The organism is Bradyrhizobium sp. USDA 4506 (assembly GCF_054058795.1).
In genome coordinates, this window is sequence record NZ_JBSSBM010000002.1 from 2,825,989 (window position 1) to 2,840,791 (window position 14,803).

The 14,803-nt window shown below is 65.4% G+C and carries 12 protein-coding genes; 7 read left to right on the forward strand and 5 right to left on the reverse strand.

The genetic code is table 11. From position 1 onward, the window contains the following. The first annotated feature begins 420 nt into the window (after window positions 1-420). Window positions 421-1,353: a septal ring lytic transglycosylase RlpA family protein gene (locus ACVIHF_RS15440; RefSeq protein WP_375166483.1), complete on the forward strand. Its 933-nt coding sequence runs from the start codon at window positions 421-423 to the stop codon at window positions 1,351-1,353. A gap of 33 nt (window positions 1,354-1,386) precedes the next feature. Here ACVIHF_RS15440 and ACVIHF_RS15445 read toward each other — a convergent pair whose 3' ends face one another. Continuing rightward, window positions 1,387-2,322 (reverse strand): alpha/beta fold hydrolase, encoded by a 936-nt coding sequence (locus ACVIHF_RS15445; RefSeq protein WP_456780539.1) that lies wholly within the window; start codon window positions 2,320-2,322, stop codon window positions 1,387-1,389. A 162-nt stretch (window positions 2,323-2,484) separates the two neighbouring features. On the opposite strand from ACVIHF_RS15445, the gene ACVIHF_RS15450 reads away from it, so the two are divergent. The 6 genes from ACVIHF_RS15450 (at window position 2,485) to ACVIHF_RS15475 (ending at window position 9,146) form a co-directional block, all read left to right on the forward strand. After that, on the forward strand, window positions 2,485-3,744 hold the full coding sequence (locus ACVIHF_RS15450; protein WP_456780538.1) for a D-alanyl-D-alanine carboxypeptidase family protein: 1,260 nt from the start codon (window positions 2,485-2,487) through the stop codon (window positions 3,742-3,744). 1 nt (window position 3,745) lies between these two features. Then, on the forward strand, window positions 3,746-4,432 hold the full coding sequence (tmk, locus tag ACVIHF_RS15455; protein ID WP_456780537.1) for a dTMP kinase: 687 nt from the start codon (window positions 3,746-3,748) through the stop codon (window positions 4,430-4,432). After that, window positions 4,429-5,469 carry a DNA polymerase III subunit delta' gene (locus ACVIHF_RS15460; protein WP_456780536.1) on the forward strand — a complete coding sequence of 347 codons (1,041 nt, stop codon included), beginning with the start codon at window positions 4,429-4,431 and terminating at the stop codon, window positions 5,467-5,469. The genes tmk and ACVIHF_RS15460 overlap by 4 nt, the downstream gene beginning before the upstream one ends. Window positions 5,470-5,542: 73 nt before the next feature. Beyond that, window positions 5,543-7,537 carry a methionine--tRNA ligase gene (gene metG, locus ACVIHF_RS15465; RefSeq protein ID WP_456792250.1) on the forward strand — a complete coding sequence of 665 codons (1,995 nt, stop codon included), beginning with the start codon at window positions 5,543-5,545 and terminating at the stop codon, window positions 7,535-7,537. 14 nt (window positions 7,538-7,551) lie between these two features. Beyond that, window positions 7,552-8,343 carry a TatD family hydrolase gene (locus tag ACVIHF_RS15470; RefSeq protein ID WP_456781911.1) on the forward strand — a complete coding sequence of 264 codons (792 nt, stop codon included), beginning with the start codon at window positions 7,552-7,554 and terminating at the stop codon, window positions 8,341-8,343. After that, window positions 8,340-9,146, forward strand: a complete 807-nt coding sequence (locus tag ACVIHF_RS15475) for an MBL fold metallo-hydrolase (protein ID WP_057018661.1) — start codon at window positions 8,340-8,342, stop codon at window positions 9,144-9,146. Before ACVIHF_RS15470 ends, ACVIHF_RS15475 begins: the two co-directional genes overlap by 4 nt. Window positions 9,147-9,150: 4 nt before the next feature. On the opposite strand, the gene ACVIHF_RS15480 is transcribed toward ACVIHF_RS15475, so the two are convergent. The 4 genes from ACVIHF_RS15480 to ACVIHF_RS15495 all read right to left on the reverse strand — a co-directional run bounded on the left by ACVIHF_RS15480 (window position 9,151) and on the right by ACVIHF_RS15495 (window position 14,799). Continuing rightward, on the reverse strand, window positions 9,151-10,800 hold the full coding sequence (locus ACVIHF_RS15480; RefSeq protein ID WP_456780534.1) for an acyl-CoA synthetase: 1,650 nt from the start codon (window positions 10,798-10,800) through the stop codon (window positions 9,151-9,153). A gap of 25 nt (window positions 10,801-10,825) precedes the next feature. Then, window positions 10,826-12,712, reverse strand: coding sequence for a TRAP transporter large permease (locus tag ACVIHF_RS15485; protein WP_076828829.1), 1,887 nt, complete (start codon window positions 12,710-12,712; stop codon window positions 10,826-10,828). A gap of 22 nt (window positions 12,713-12,734) precedes the next feature. Then, window positions 12,735-13,754: a TRAP transporter substrate-binding protein gene (locus ACVIHF_RS15490; RefSeq protein WP_018271684.1), complete on the reverse strand. Its 1,020-nt coding sequence runs from the start codon at window positions 13,752-13,754 to the stop codon at window positions 12,735-12,737. A gap of 436 nt (window positions 13,755-14,190) precedes the next feature. After that, window positions 14,191-14,799 carry a cysteine hydrolase family protein gene (locus tag ACVIHF_RS15495; RefSeq protein WP_310879229.1) on the reverse strand — a complete coding sequence of 203 codons (609 nt, stop codon included), beginning with the start codon at window positions 14,797-14,799 and terminating at the stop codon, window positions 14,191-14,193. Window positions 14,800-14,803: the final 4 nt, after the last annotated feature.

Consider the following 14,803-nt stretch of genomic DNA (forward strand, 5'->3'; position numbering starts at 1 on the left):
TCCACGGCGTGCGCCAAGAAGATCGCCGCACTCACCAGGCCCATCACCGCTGTAACCGTCTCTATCATCGCAAACTTCCTTTGCGCCCCACACGGAGGAGAGAACGATTGCAGGCTTGCACAGTCAAAAAGATTCAATTGTTGGAATCCAAGATGCGCCCGGACTGATGATTTGCTGCAACAGTGTGTCTGATCGCGGGACAGGCGAGGGCGTTTGGCAGGGGCGAAGGTCAGTAGAACGACGGAGGCGGCGCAACAGACCATTCACCAAGACGCCACCGCCCGCCGGCTCTCCCCATTTCCGCCGTGTTCCGGTTGCGATATCGTCACGCTCTGGTGCGGAGGTGGGCCGCACAGCGACGGCAAACGACTTCGACGCCTCGGAGTAGGCGCACGTCCGGCAGAATGGTACTTGGGGCAGATGGGGATTAGACGGCCAGATTCGATGATCCGGACGGCGCGCGGCGCCGTTGCGGTGGCGACGTGCCTCGTCCTCGCCAATTGTGCCTCCTCGAACAAGTTCGCCAACCGGGTCGACCCCAAATACGGGGTGTCGTCGAGCCCGCGCGTGGTGGCGCTGGGTGATCCCGTGCCGAAAGGCGGCGGCACCTATCGCATCGGCAAGCCGTATGTTGTCGCCGGCCGCACCTATGTGCCGGAGGAGAACGAGAACTACCGCGCCGAGGGCATGGCGTCCTGGTACGGCGACGATTTCCATGGCCGCCTGACCGCCAATGGCGAGGTGTTCGACATGGGCTCGCTCACCGCCGCCCATCCGACCTTGCCGATGCCGAGCTACGCCCGCGTCACCAATCTGAGTAATGGCCGATCGCTCGTCGTTCGGGTCAATGACCGCGGCCCGTACCACGGCAATCGCCTCATAGACGTCTCGAACAAAGCCGCAGAACTGCTTGAATTCAAAGGCAATGGCGTGGCGCGCGTTCGCGTCGAATATGTCGGCCGGGCGCCGCTCGAGGGGTCCGACGACCGCCAGCTGATGGCGACCTTGCGCACCGGTACTCCAGCGCCGTCCCCGTCGATGGTCCGCGTCGCCTCCGCACGGCCGTTCGTGCCGGAGATGTCGTCCTCCTCGGGCCGGGTCCGTGGCGACGTTCCGTTGCCTGAGGGGCGGCCCTACAGCCTCGGCAACACCCAGGCCGACTACGCCTCGGTGAGCGCCACCTCGGAAATGTCGGCCTCGAGCCGGTCACACCGCCGCGCCCTGAACAATCCGCGCGAAGTCTCCTATGAGGGCGACGCGCGCTACGCCGCAAGCCCGAGCCCGGCGGCCGCCTATGTCCCGATCGACGCGCGCGGACCGGCCGAAGTCCTGAGCGGGCGCGGGCTCTACTGAGCCATGCGTTTACAGATCAGGCTGTTGGCCTGATCACTTCAGAAACGCGATCAGCGCCGCGTTGACCTCGTCGGGACGCTCCTGCTGGATCCAGTGGCCGGCCCCCTCGATGATCAGCTTCTGCTTGAGGTTCGGCAGCACGCGCTCCATGTCCGCGACCCGCTTGGCGCCGATCAGCCCGGTGATCACCGAATCATTCGAGCCGGCGATGAACAGCGACGGCTGATGGATCTGCGCGTCCTGCCAGGGCGCGGTCAGCTCCCAGTTGCGGTCGAGATTGCGGTACCAGTTGAGGCCGCCGCGGAAGCCGGATTGCTGATAGCCTTCGGCGAATTCGGCAATGTCGGCCTCGGTCAGCCAGGCCGGCAACGGCATTCCGGCCGGCAGCTTGCCGAGGAAGCCCTTGGCCTCGTCGACGAACATCGAGCTTGGATCGGAGACGCCACGCCCGAGCACCAGGCGCATGGTGTGGGCGATGTCGCGCTCGAACTCGGCCTCGGCCACGCCGGGCGGCTGGAAGTACTGCCAATAGAAATTGGTGATGCCGCTGTCGCGCAGGGTCTCGAGCGGGCGACCACGGCCGCGGAACGGCGGCGGCACGCTGAGGCCGGCGACCTTCGTGAAGATGTCGGGACGGAACAGGGCCGCGTGCCAGGCCACCGGCGCGCCCCAGTCATGGCCGACGATCATCGCGCGTGTCTCGCCGAGCGCGGCAACCAGCGCCACCATGTCTCCGACCGTATCGAAGATCGTGTAGGCGCCGACCTCGGCCGGCGCGCCGGTGCGGCCGAAGCCGCGCATGTCAGGCGCGACGACCCGAAAGCCTGCCGCGGCCAGCGCCGCGATCTGGTGCCGCCATGAATAGGACAGTTCCGGCCAGCCATGACAGAGCACGACCAGCGGGCCTTGCCCGGCCTCGCGCAGGAACATGTCGATGCCGTTGGCGGAGATGGTGCGGGAGGATGACATTCGCGTTTCCGCCTTGTTTGCCGGTTCTGCTGACGTTAGCTGGTTCCAAGGATACGGACGTTCGACGCAGGCGGCAATCCAGCTTGCCGTGCACAAGCGCAGAAACCTCAGTTGTTTGCGATACTTCCAGCTGTTAGAACGCAGTCTTTCAGGACATCGCCGATGGCAGCCCAGACCGCAGTTCCCCGCACGTTGTCAGCTCGCGCCGGGCGTTGCTGGCGCGGCCTGGTCGCGGCCGCGGTCGCGCTGGCGATCGGTTGCGGCGGGGTGGTCTACGCCGCCAACAACAGCGTCCAGGGCGCCAAGAAAGAAGAGGGCGGCTTCGACGGCGATGCGCCGACCGCGATCCTGGTGGAGGCCTCAAGCGGCAGCGTGCTGTTCGAGAAGAACGCCGACGAATTGCGCGCGCCATCCAGCATGATGAAGCTGATGACGGCCGAGGTGGTGTTCAACGCCATCAAGAAGGGCGACGTCAAGCTCACGGACGAGTACCGGATCAGCGAGAACGCCTGGCGACGGGGCGGGGCGCCGTCCGGCACATCGACGATGTTCGCGGCGATCAACAGCAAGGTCTCGGTCGACGATCTCCTGCATGGCGCGATCATCCCGAGCGGCAACGACGCCTGCATCGCGCTCGCCGAAGGCATTGCCGGCAACGAGCATACCTTTGCGACCGACGTCATGACCAAGCGCGCCCGCGAACTCGGCATGACCAAGTCGACCTTCGGCAATTCCAACGGGCTGCCCGACCCGGCCAACAAGATGACGGTCCGGGAGCTCGCAATGCTGGCGCGGCACATCATCCTGACCTACCCGGACAGGTACAAGCTGTTCGGCGAGAAGGAATTCACCTGGAACAAGATCCGCCAGCAGAACCGCAATCCGCTGCTGAACGCCTTGCCCGGTGCCGACGGCCTGAAGACCGGCTACACCAAGGAAGGCGGCTACGGCATGGTCGGCTCGGCGATGCAGAACGACACGCGGCTGATCGTCGTGGTCAATGGCCTCGAGGATTCCGAGGACCGCGCGACCGAAGCCAAGAAGATGCTGGAATGGGGGTTCCGCAGCTTCGAGACGCGGACCCTGATCGCGGCCAATCAGCCGGTCGGCTACGCGCGGGTGTTCGGCGGCGAGAGCCGCTCGGTCAAGCTCGTCAGCCCCGATCCGATCAAGGTGATGGTGTCGAAGAACGGCAACGACAAGCTGCTCGCGCGCGTCATCTATAGCGGCCCGGTCAAGGCGCCGATCACCGCCGGCCAGAAGATCGGGGTGGTGCGGGTGTGGCGCGGCGCCAATGTCGCGATGGAGGCTCCGGTCTTCGCAGCGGACGCCGTCGGCACCGGATCGACGATGCGTCGCGCGCTCGATGGCGCCCAGGAGCTGGTCATCGGCATGTTCCGCGCAGGGGTCGAGAAGCTCTGACATGGCGGAAGCAGCAGTCCAACGGCCGAGCTTGCGCGGTCGCTTCATCACCTTTGAGGGCGGCGAGGGGTCGGGCAAATCGACCCAGATCCGCAAGCTTGCCGAACGGCTCGATGTCGCCAAACTGCGCGCGATCGTGACCCGCGAGCCGGGCGGCTCGCCGGGAGCGGAGATCATCCGTCACCTCGTGCTGTCGGGGATGGGCAAGCTGCTCGGGCCGGAGGCCGAGACGCTGCTGTTCGCCGCCGCGCGCGACGACCATGTCCGCACCGTGATCCTGCCGGCGCTCAACCAGGGCATCTGGGTGCTGTGCGATCGTTTCTTCGATTCCACGCGTGCCTATCAGGGCCAGCTCGGGCAGGTGTCGCCCGAACTCGTCAACGCCATGCAGCGCGTGACCATCGGTAATCTCAAGCCCGATCTGACCTTCATCCTCGATGTGCCGGTCGAGGTCGGACTGCAACGCGCTGCCGCGCGCCGCGGCACCGCTACGGCCGATCGCTTCGAAGCCGAAGGCATCAAGTTCCATCAGGATTTGCGTGACGCGTACCGCCGGATCGCAGCCGAAGATCCGGAGCGCTGCGTGCTGATCGACGCCACGGCCGATCCGGACACGGTCACGGCCAGGATATGGGCCGCGCTGCGCGAACATCTGCGCGCAACGCTTGCGGCGGACAGCATCGCATGAGCGCGCGCAAGGTCGAACAGGAGAGCGCCGCCCGCCATCCGCGCGAAACGCCGGATTTGTTCGGGCATCGCGAGGCGGAGACCGCGCTGCTCGATGCCTATCGCAGCGGGCGAATTCCGCACGCCTGGCTGATCGGCGGCGCGCAGGGCATCGGCAAGGCGACGCTGGCCTACCGCATGGCGCGGTTCGTGCTGGCGTTTCGCAATCCGAAATCGTCCCAGGTGCAGCAGGCGCCAACGCTGCGGGTCGATCCGGCCGACCCCGTGGCGCGGCAGGTCGCGGCAGGCGCTCATGGCGGGCTCCTTGTGCTCGAGCGCGGCCTCAACGATCGCGGCGTGATGCGGACCGTCATCACCGTCGACGAGACACGCGAGACCATCTCGTTCTTCGGCTCGACGGCCGCGGTCGACGGCTGGCGCGTCTGCATCGTCGACACCGTCGACGAGCTCAATCCCAACGCCGCGAACGCGCTGCTGAAAATTCTCGAGGAGCCGCCACAGCAGTCGCTGTTCCTCCTGGTCAGCCACGCACCGTCACGGGTGCTGCCGACCATTCTGTCCCGCTGCCGCAAATTGCTGCTGCGGCCGCTGGAGACGGACGATGTGGTGCGTGCGGCCGCGGCCGCAACCGATATCGAAGCCGCAGATCCGGCGCTGGCGGAAACCGCCGCAGCATCCGAAGGCAGCGTCGGGCGGGCGCTGTCGCTGCTCGGCGGCGATGCGCTGAAACTGCAGCAACGCACGGCCGCGCTGCTCGCGACGCTCCCGAGCGTCGATCCGCGTGAGCTGCATGCGCTGGGCGAAGCGCTCGGCACCAGCGACCGCGTCGCGCTCGCCGCCTTCATCGACGGCATCGATCGCTGGATGAGCGAGCGCATGCGCACGGGCGACGCCAATGCCAATCTGCCGCGCCTTGCACGGCTGGCGGAGGTATGGGAAAAGATCGTCCGCGCCGCGCGCGATACCGAAGCCTACAATCTGGAGCGCAAGCCGCTGGTTTTCTCGGTGTTTTCGATGCTCGCGGATGCGACCCGATAGACACCGCGTCTGACAACACATCCGTCTGACAACACTCCCGACAATCTCGTTTCGATCTGCAAAGGATTCCGTGGTGGCGACCGCTAAGAAGAAATCGTCGAAGAAAGCCAAGAAGACGAAAAAGGCATCGCCCGCTCGCGCGACCAGCAAAGCCACGGCGAAATCGCGCGCGGCCAAGAAGGCCGGGCGCGTCGCCAAGAAAGCGAAGAAGGCCGCCAAGTCCAAGTCCACGTTCAAGACCGGAGCCAAGGGCGCCAGGAAATCGGCGGCGAAGAAGGTCGTCAAAAAGACCGTCAAGAAGGCTGCGAAGAAGACGGCCAAGAGCACGGCCAAGAAGGCTGCTGCGAAGGCCATCAAAGCTCCGCCGAAGAAAGTAGCCGCAGCAGCCGTCGCACCGGCGGCAAAGAAGCCCGCCGCGCCGATGGCTCCCGTTACCGAGAAGGCGCCGAGACCGGCAAAGGTTCGCGCGCCGAAGCAACCCGCAGCGGCAGCTCCTGCGGCCGCTTCCGTCCCGGTGCCCGCCGCGGACCGCGGCAACGTCTTCTACATCACGACCGCGATCGCTTATCCGAACGGTCAGCCGCATATCGGCCACGCCTATGAGGCGATCGCTACCGATGCGCTGGCGCGCTTCCAGCGGCTCGACGGCAAGGACGTGTTCTTCCTCACCGGCACCGACGAGCACGGACAGAAGATGATCCAGACCGCGGCCGGCGAGGGCATGACGCCGTACGATCTCGCGACCCGCAACGCGGCGCGGTTCAAGGAGATGGACGAGCGTCTCAACGTTTCGTTCGACCGCTTCATCCGCACCTCGGAGCCTGCGCATCACGAGTCGGTGCAGGCGATCTGGCGCGGTATGCAAGACAATGGCGACATCTATATCGACACCTATGCCGGCTGGTACTCGGTGCGCGACGAGGCCTATTACGCCGAGGAGGAGACCGTCGTCGGCGAGGACAATGTCCGCCGCGGCCCGCAGGGCACGCCGGTCGAATGGGTCGAGGAGAAGAGCTATTTCTTCAAGCTGTCGGCCTACCAGGACAAGCTGCTGCACCTTTATGAGAGCCGGCCCGATTTCATCGGCCCGGATTCGCGCCGCAACGAAGTGATGAGTTTCGTGCGCGGCGGGCTCAAGGACCTCTCGATCTCGCGCACCACGTTCGACTGGGGCGTCAAGGTCCCGGACGATCCCGAGCACGTGATGTATGTCTGGGTCGACGCGCTGACCAACTACATCACCGGCGTCGGCTATCCCGATGAGAACGACAAGCATTGGCGCTACTGGCCGGCCGACGTGCACATCATCGGCAAGGACATCATCCGCTTCCACGCCGTGTACTGGCCGGCCTTCCTGATGTCGGCAGGCATTCCCGTGCAGAAGCGGGTCTATGCACACGGCTTCCTGTTCAACAGGGGCGAGAAGATGTCGAAGTCGGTCGGCAACGTGGTCGACCCCTTCAATCTCGCCGAGCAGTACGGCGTCGACCAGATGCGCTACTTCTTTCTGCGCGAAGTGCCGTTCGGCCAGGACGGCAACTACACCCACGAGGCCATCGTCGCGCGTATCAACGCCGACCTCGCCAATGATTTCGGCAATCTGGCGCAGCGTTCATTGTCGATGATCGCCAAACAACTCGGCGGCGTGCTGCCGGAGCCCGGCGAATTCAGCGACAACGACGAGGCGATTCTGGCGCTGGCCGACGCCATGCTGGAGACGTCACGCACCGCGATGGCGACGCAGCAGATCCATCAATGGCTCAACACGGTCTGGGCCGTGGTCGCCGAGGCCAACCGCTATTTTGCCGGCGAAGCGCCGTGGGCGCTGGCGAAGACGGATCCCGCGCGCCAGAAGACGGTGCTGTATGTCACCGCCGAGGTCGTGCGCCAGATCGCGATCATGGCGCAGGCCGTGATGCCGGAGTCCTGCGGCAAGATGCTCGACAGCCTCGGTATCGCTGCTGACGCCCGCAGCTTCGCGGCGGTCGCCGAACGGATCAAGCCGGGTACGGTTTTGCCTGCGCCTGTCGGCGTCTTCCCGCGCTATGTGGAACCGAAGACCGAGTGAGTGGTTCGAAATTCATGCTGGTCGACAGTCATTGCCATCTGGATTTTCCCGACTTTGCCGACGATCTCGACGGGATCGTCGGGCGCGCCGAGGCGGCCGGCATTGGCCGCATGGTCACGATCTCGACCCGGGTGAAGCGGCTCGGCGGTCTGCTCGCGATCACGGAGCGCTTTCCCGACGTCTACTGCTCGGTCGGCACCCATCCGCATCATGCCGACGAAGAGGACGGCATCCCGGCCAGCGAACTGATCGAACTGACGAAGCATCCGAAGGTCGTGGCGCTCGGCGAGGCGGGGCTCGACTATTTCTACGAGCACGGTTCGCGCGAGGCCCAGGAGCGCGGCTTTCGCGCGCACATCGCGGCGGCTCGCGAAACCGGCCTGCCGCTCGTCATCCACACTCGGGAGGCCGACGAGGATTGCGGCCGCATCCTGGAGGACGAGGTCGCGAACGGCCCGTTCAAGGCGGTTCTGCACTGCTACACCGGCGGGCGCGAACTCGCGATGAAGGCGATCGCGCTTGGGCTGTCGATCTCGTTCACGGGCATCCTGACCTTCAAGAAGTCCGACGCGCTGCGGGCCCTGGCAGCCGAGCTGCCGGCCGACCGCATCATGGTCGAGACCGACGCGCCGTATCTTGCGCCCGGCAAATTCCGCGGCAAGCGCAACGAGCCGTCCTATGTCGTCGAGGTCGCCAGGGTGCTCGCGGAAACCCGCGGCGTTTCCCTGGAGGAGATCTCGCGACAGACCACCGAAAACTTCTTCCGGCTGTTCTCCAAGGTGCCGGCGCCGAAGGTTGCTGCATGACGCTGACACTGACCATTCTGGGCTGCGGCTCGTCCGCCGGCGTGCCGCGCCCGGCACTCGGCTGGGGCGCCTGCGACCCCAGCAATCCCAAGAACCGCCGCCGCCGCTGCTCGATCATGGCCGAGCGCACCATGGAGCACGGCACCACGCGGGTCGTGATCGACACTTCGCCCGATCTGCGCGAGCAGCTGATCGACAGCAATGTCGAGCACATCGACGCGGTGTTCCTGACGCATGAGCATGCCGACCAGACCCACGGCATCGACGATTTACGATCGGTCGTGCTGCACCAACGCCGCCGCATCCCGGTCTACTTCAACCAGTCGACCGCGAAGGACATGATGGCGCGGTTCTCCTATTGCTTCATCTCGCCGGAAGGCAGCGACTATCCGCCGATCCTGACGCGGCATTCGATCGAGGCCGGCGAGAGCCATACGGTCCAGGGGAAGGGCGGCCCGCTGAAGCTCGCGGCCTTCCTGGTGCACCATGGCAAGATCCCGGCGCTCGGCTACCGCATCGGCGGCGCCGCCTACACGCCCGATCTGCACGACATCCCCCAGGAGAGCTGGCCGGCGCTCGAAGGTCTCGATCTCTGGATCGTCGACGGCTTGCGCTATGCGCAGCATCCCAGCCATTTCAGCGTTGCGGACGCGCTGTCGTGGATCGAGCGCTTCAAGCCGAAGCGCGCGGTCATCACCAACATGCATTCCGACCTCGACTACGAGGTGCTGCGGCAGAGCCTGCCGGCCGACGTCATCCCGGCCCATGACGGCATGCGGCTGACGCTCGACCGGGCAGGCTGAAGACTCAGGCCGAGATCGCCTTGGCGGATCCGACCTGGTTGCGCAGCAGGAATTTCTGGATCTTGCCGGTCGAGGTCTTCGGGATCACGCCGAACACCACGGATTTCGGCGTCTTGAACCCCGACATGTGCTCGCGGCAATAGGCGATGATCTCGGCCTCGGTCGCCTTGGCGCCGTCCTTCAGCTCGATGAAGGCGCAGGGCACTTCACCCCATTTCGGGTCGGGCTTTGCCACGACCGCCGCGAACAGCACCGCCGGGTGCTTGTAGAGGATGTCCTCGACCTCGACGGAGGAGACGTTCTCGCCGCCGGAGATGATGATGTCCTTGGAGCGGTCCTTGATGATGACGTAGCCGTGCTCGTCGAGCACGCCGAGATCGCCGGTGTGAAACCAGCCGCCGGCAAAGGCTTCCTGCGTCGCCTTCGCGTTCTTCAAATAGCCCTTCATCACGATGTTGCCGCGGAACATGACCTCGCCGATGGTCTCGCCGTCGCGCGGCACCTCGCGCATGGTCTCGGGATCGAGCACCGTGACGCCTTCCTGCAGCGGATAGGACACGCCCTGGCGCCGCTTCAGCTGCGCGCGCGCATCAGCCGACAGCTCGTCCCAGCCCGGCTGCTCGGCGCAGACCGAGGCGGGGCCATAGACCTCGGTCAGCCCGTAGACGTGGGTCAGCTTGATGCCGATGCGCTCGCCACCCTCGAGGACGGCAACCGGCGGCGCCGCGCCGGCGATCAGGCCGACAACGGGCTTTGCCTTGCCGCCCTTTGGCGCATCGGGCGCGTTGATCAGCGTGTTGTAGACGATCGGCGCGCCGCACATGTGGGTGACGCCGTGTCTCGGGATCAGTTCGAAGATCTTGGCCGGGTCGACCTTGCGCAGGCAGACATTGACGCCGGCGGCCGCCGCGATCGTCCAGGGGAAGCACCAGCCGTTGCAATGAAACATCGGCAGCGTCCAGAGATAGACCGGATGCTGGCCGAGATTGCCGGCGAGGATGTTGCTGACCGCGTTGAGATAGGCGCCGCGGTGATGGGTCACGACGCCCTTGGGATTGCCCGTCGTGCCCGACGTGTAGCTCAGCGCGATAGCATCCCATTCGTCGGCCGGCGGCCGTTCCACGAAGCCGGGATCGCCCGCCGCGACCGCCGCCTCATACTCGATCGCGCCGATCCGCTTGCCGCCGCCGAAGGCCGCGTCATCGACGTCGATCACGAACGGCTTTGCGCCCTTCATCAGGGTCAGGGCCTCCGCGATCACGCCGGAGAATTCGGGATCGACCAGAATGATCTTTGCGCCGCCATGCTCGAGCTGGAACGCGATCGATGCCGCGTCGAGGCGGATGTTGAGCGCGTTGAGCACCGCGCCGGTCATCGGCACCGCGAAGTGCAATTCGTTCATCGCCGGGATGTTCGGCAGCATCGCCGCGACCGTGTCGCCATGGCCGATGCCATGGCCCGCGAGATAGGACGCAAAGCGCCTGCAGCGCTCGTAGGTCTCTTTCCAGGTGAAGCTGCGGCCCTCATAGACCGCGCTGAGATGGTCGGGATAGACGGCAGCCGAGCGCGCCAGGAAGCTCAGCGGCGAGAGCGGCACGTAGTTGGCCGGCGTCTTGTCCAACCCGATCGAGTACTGGTTCTGAGCTGCACTCATGGCTCTATCCCATCCGCAAGGTGCTTTACAGGAAGCCGATCGATATCCAGGGGAAGATGGCGACGATGATCAGGCCGATCAACAGCGCCAGCATGTAACCCCAGATCGGCCGGATACCCTCGGCCGGATCGACGCGCCCGATGGCGCAGGCGGCATAATAGCCGACCCCGAACGGCGGCGCGAACAGCCCGATGCCCATCGCCAGGATGATGATCATGGCGTAGTGCACCTCGTGGACGCCGACCTGGTGCGCAATCGGAAACAGCAGCGGCCCGAACAGCACGATCGCCGGGATACCCTCGAGCACGCTGCCGAGGATCACGAAGGCCAGGATCGAGACCGCGATGAAGGTCGCTGAACCGCCCGGCAGCCCGGTCATCGCCGCCGCCAGCGCCCGCGAGAAGCCGGACTGGGTCAGGCCCCAGGCCATGCCGGTCGCGGTACCGATGATGAACAGGATCGCCCCCGACAGGCATGCCGTGTCGATCAGCATCGGCAACAGACGTCGCCAGTTGAACTGGCGGTAGATCAAGAGGCCGATGACGAAGGCGTAGACGATGCCGATGGTCGACACTTCGGTGGCGGTGGCGATGCCTTCAACCACGGCGTAGCGGATCACGAAGGGCAGGGCCAATGCGGGCAGGGCGAACACCAACGCCTTGCCGATCTCGCTGCCGGTGGCGCGCTGGACGTGGCTGCGGTCTTCGCCGCGGTAGCGCCACCACACCAGCCCCGACAGCGTGATCGCCAGCACCACGCCGGGCAGCAGGCCGCCGGTGAACAGCGCCGAGATCGAGACGCCGGTCACCGAGCCGATCGTGATCAGCACGAGGCTCGGCGGAATGGTTTCGGTCTGCGCGCCGGTGGCGGCGAGCAGGGCGACCAGATCGCCCGGCTTGGCGCCGCGCTGCTTCATTTCCGGGAACAGCACAGGCGCGACTGCGGCCATGTCGGCGGCCTTCGATCCGGAGATGCCGGAGACCAGATACATGGCGCCGACCAGCACGTAATGCAGGCCGCCGCGGACATGGCCGAGCAGGCTCGCGAGGAACGCCACCATGGCCCGCGCCATGCCGGTCATCTCGATCAGGAGGCCGAGGAAGACGAACAGCGGCACCGACAGCAGGATCAGATGGCTCATGCCCTCGTCCATCCGGCCGACCAGCACCATCAGCGGCGTCCGCGTGGTCAGCGCCAGGTAGCCGAAGATCGCCATGCCGAAGGCAAAGCCGATCGGTACGCCGGCGAACACGCAGAAGCCGACCACGCCGACGAAGAAGATGATCAGGTTGAGATTGCCGAGCGGCCGCAGCATCGGCTGTGCCAGCCAGAACAGCCCGATCAGCGCAGCTACGGTCAGCGCGGCCAGCAGGAAGGTCCTGAAATCGCCGACCCGCGCCAGCCGCAGCAGCGCGAACAGCGCCATCAGGCAGGTGCCGACCGGCAGCGCCGCCGCGCGCCAGGTGTTGGATATCTGCAGCGCCGGCGTGGTGATGAAGCTTTCCTCGTAGGCATATTCATAGGCCGGCCGCACGATCAGGATCAGGAACGCCAGCGCGGCGCAGGTCGCGATCACATCGAGATAGGCCCAGAGCCGCGGTCCCGCACTTGCGACCAGCGCCGTCATCCGCATGTGCTCGCCGCGGCGGAACGCAACCGCCGATCCCAGCATCGCGAGCCACAGGAACAGGATCGACGCCAGTTCGTCGGACCAGATCAGCGGTGCATGGAGCACGTAGCGCGACACCACGCCGGCGAACAGGATCACGACCTCGGCGACGACAAGGATCGCCGCCGGGATTTCCACCAGCATCCCGAGCGCTGCGTCGATGGAGCCGAGAACGGAGCGGCGGCGAGGGGGCTGCGACGCCGCCTCGCCGGCCACGGCCGGCGTCATCTCGACATGAGCCATGGCAAGCCTCCTGTTTGATCGATCAGGACAGTTTGCCGACGGACTTCTCGAGCAGATCCCAGGCCTTCTCGCCGTACTTGCCCTTCCACTCGGCGTAGAAGCCGGCGGCGCGGAGCTTGTCGCGGAACGGCCCGACCTCGGGCTGGTTGAAGACGAGCCCCTTGCCCGTGAGCTCCTGCTTCACGGTGGCGTTCAGCTTCTCGGTATCCTCACGCTCCTTGACGGCCGCCGCGTTGACGTTCTTGGCGACGATGGTCTTGATGTCGTCCGGCAGCGCCGCCCAGGCCCGGCGGTTCATCAGGAACCAGAAGCCGTCCCACATGTGGTTGGTCATCGAGCAGTATTTCTGCACCTCGTAGAGCTTCGCCGCCGAGATCAGCGCCAGCGGGTTTTCCTGGCCTTCGACGATCTTGGTCTGCAGCGCCGAATAGACCTCGCTGAAATTGATCGAGGCGGGCGATGCATCGAACGCCTTGAACATCGAGGTCCATAGCGGCGACACCGGCACGCGGATCTTGAAGCCCTTGAGGTCGTCGGGACCGGTGATCGGCTTGGTCGACGACGTGGTCTGGCGGAAGCCGTTGTCCCAGATCTTCTCCATGACCTCGAGGCCGGCCTTGTTGATCTCGCCGCGCACATAGGCGCCGAGTTCGCCGTCCATGGCCTTCCAGACCGTGGGATAGTCCGGGAATGCGAAGCCGATGCCGTTGATCGAGGCGGCCGGCACCAGGGTCGCCAGAATCAGGCCGGACAGCGTGAAGAACTCGACGCCGCCGGAGCGCACCTGGCTCAGCATGTCGGTATCGGAACCGAGCTGGCTGTTCGGGAACACCTGCAGGTCGAAACGGCCGTTGGTCTCGGTCTTGATCGCCGCGGCCATCTCCCGGGCGCGCGCCACGAACGGATGCGACTCCGGCAGATTGTTGGCGAACTTGTAAGAGAATTCGGCCGACTGGGCGCGCGCGACATAGGGCGCGCCGATCCCGCCGAGGACGGCGGAAGCGGCGGAAACCTTCAGCAGCGTGCGTCGTGAAAAGCTCATTGGTTGCTCCCTCAAGAGGCTTGTTGTTGTTCTGAGATGCCATCCTATACGGACCTGATGCCGCCGGGTCACCAGCGATCTCTGCACAGCTGGGGCTTATTGCAGCGTCCGTACGCGGCGGCAATATCGGCTTTCAGACGAGATGCGCGCGCGTGCATCGCTGCGGCACCAGCACCGGCTAGGCGACAGTTCGGGACACACCGTCACGCGCGCCAACTTGCGGACCAGTGCGAAGATTTCCCACTAAATATCTGATCTAATTGTAGATATAAATATTCCATAATATACCTTATGCGAATTACGGATATGAGCCTGGCGGCGATCGCCGGCAGTTATGCTACGCATCGCCAGCGTCAGCTCAGCCCCAGGAAGCAGGTATTGCCACCCCTGCTCCGATTGCCCTGATACCGGTACCTCGTTTCGGCCCGTTGTCGCTTCAGTCGTCGAGGGTCCACATCCGGAGGATATCGGCCGTGGATGCCACCTCGATCTGAATGCTGAAGCGTTCGGCATAGAGCTGCAGCAGCGCGTCATGGCTTTGATCGGAAGAGCTGCACAGGGCGTCCTCGGCCACGATCACCCGGTAGCCGATATCGATCGCGGCCAGCACGGTGGCGAGCACGCACACGTCGGTCTCACCGCCCGACACGATCACCGTATCGATCCCATGCGCATCCAGATGAGCTTGCAGGCGCCCATTACCGAACGCGTTATAGATCGGCCGGTCGATGATGGCGGCCGGCGGCACACAGGCGGCGAGCGCCGGCACGAGCTCGATCAACTCCGGATCGAGCCGCTCGCGGGTCACGCATTCCCATTTCTCGTAATAAGCCCGCCAAATCCCTCGCGCGTCGTGCTTCGAGCGCGGCGGAATAAAGCGGGTGAACACGGTACGTTCAGGTGCATGCTGCGCCAGCTCGACGATGCATGGCAGCACGCGGTCCATCCAGGGCGTCGCCCAGGGCGCTCCGGGCTCGAACAGCCGCTGCATGTCGATGCAAAGGTGCGCCGCGCGCGGACCCGGCGGGCTCAGAAGCTGTCCCATTGCT

Bases quoted from the DNA above. Each gene is read 5' to 3' on its own strand.
- ACVIHF_RS15475 (WP_057018661.1), top strand. From the start codon at position 8,340: ATGACGCTGACACTGACCATTCTGGGCTGCGGCTCGTCCGCCGGCGTG.
- ACVIHF_RS15480 (WP_456780534.1), bottom strand. From the start codon at position 10,800: ATGAGTGCAGCTCAGAACCAGTACTCGATCGGGTTGGACAAGACGCCG.
- ACVIHF_RS15440 (WP_375166483.1), top strand. From the start codon at position 421: ATGGGGATTAGACGGCCAGATTCGATGATCCGGACGGCGCGCGGCGCC.
- ACVIHF_RS15470 (WP_456781911.1), top strand. From the start codon at position 7,552: ATGCTGGTCGACAGTCATTGCCATCTGGATTTTCCCGACTTTGCCGAC.
- ACVIHF_RS15490 (WP_018271684.1), bottom strand. From the start codon at position 13,754: ATGAGCTTTTCACGACGCACGCTGCTGAAGGTTTCCGCCGCTTCCGCC.
- ACVIHF_RS15495 (WP_310879229.1), bottom strand. From the start codon at position 14,799: ATGGGACAGCTTCTGAGCCCGCCGGGTCCGCGCGCGGCGCACCTTTGC.
- ACVIHF_RS15445 (WP_456780539.1), bottom strand. From the start codon at position 2,322: ATGTCATCCTCCCGCACCATCTCCGCCAACGGCATCGACATGTTCCTG.
- ACVIHF_RS15460 (WP_456780536.1), top strand. From the start codon at position 4,429: ATGAGCGCGCGCAAGGTCGAACAGGAGAGCGCCGCCCGCCATCCGCGC.
- tmk (WP_456780537.1), top strand. From the start codon at position 3,746: ATGGCGGAAGCAGCAGTCCAACGGCCGAGCTTGCGCGGTCGCTTCATC.
- ACVIHF_RS15485 (WP_076828829.1), bottom strand. From the start codon at position 12,712: ATGGCTCATGTCGAGATGACGCCGGCCGTGGCCGGCGAGGCGGCGTCG.
- ACVIHF_RS15450 (WP_456780538.1), top strand. From the start codon at position 2,485: ATGGCAGCCCAGACCGCAGTTCCCCGCACGTTGTCAGCTCGCGCCGGG.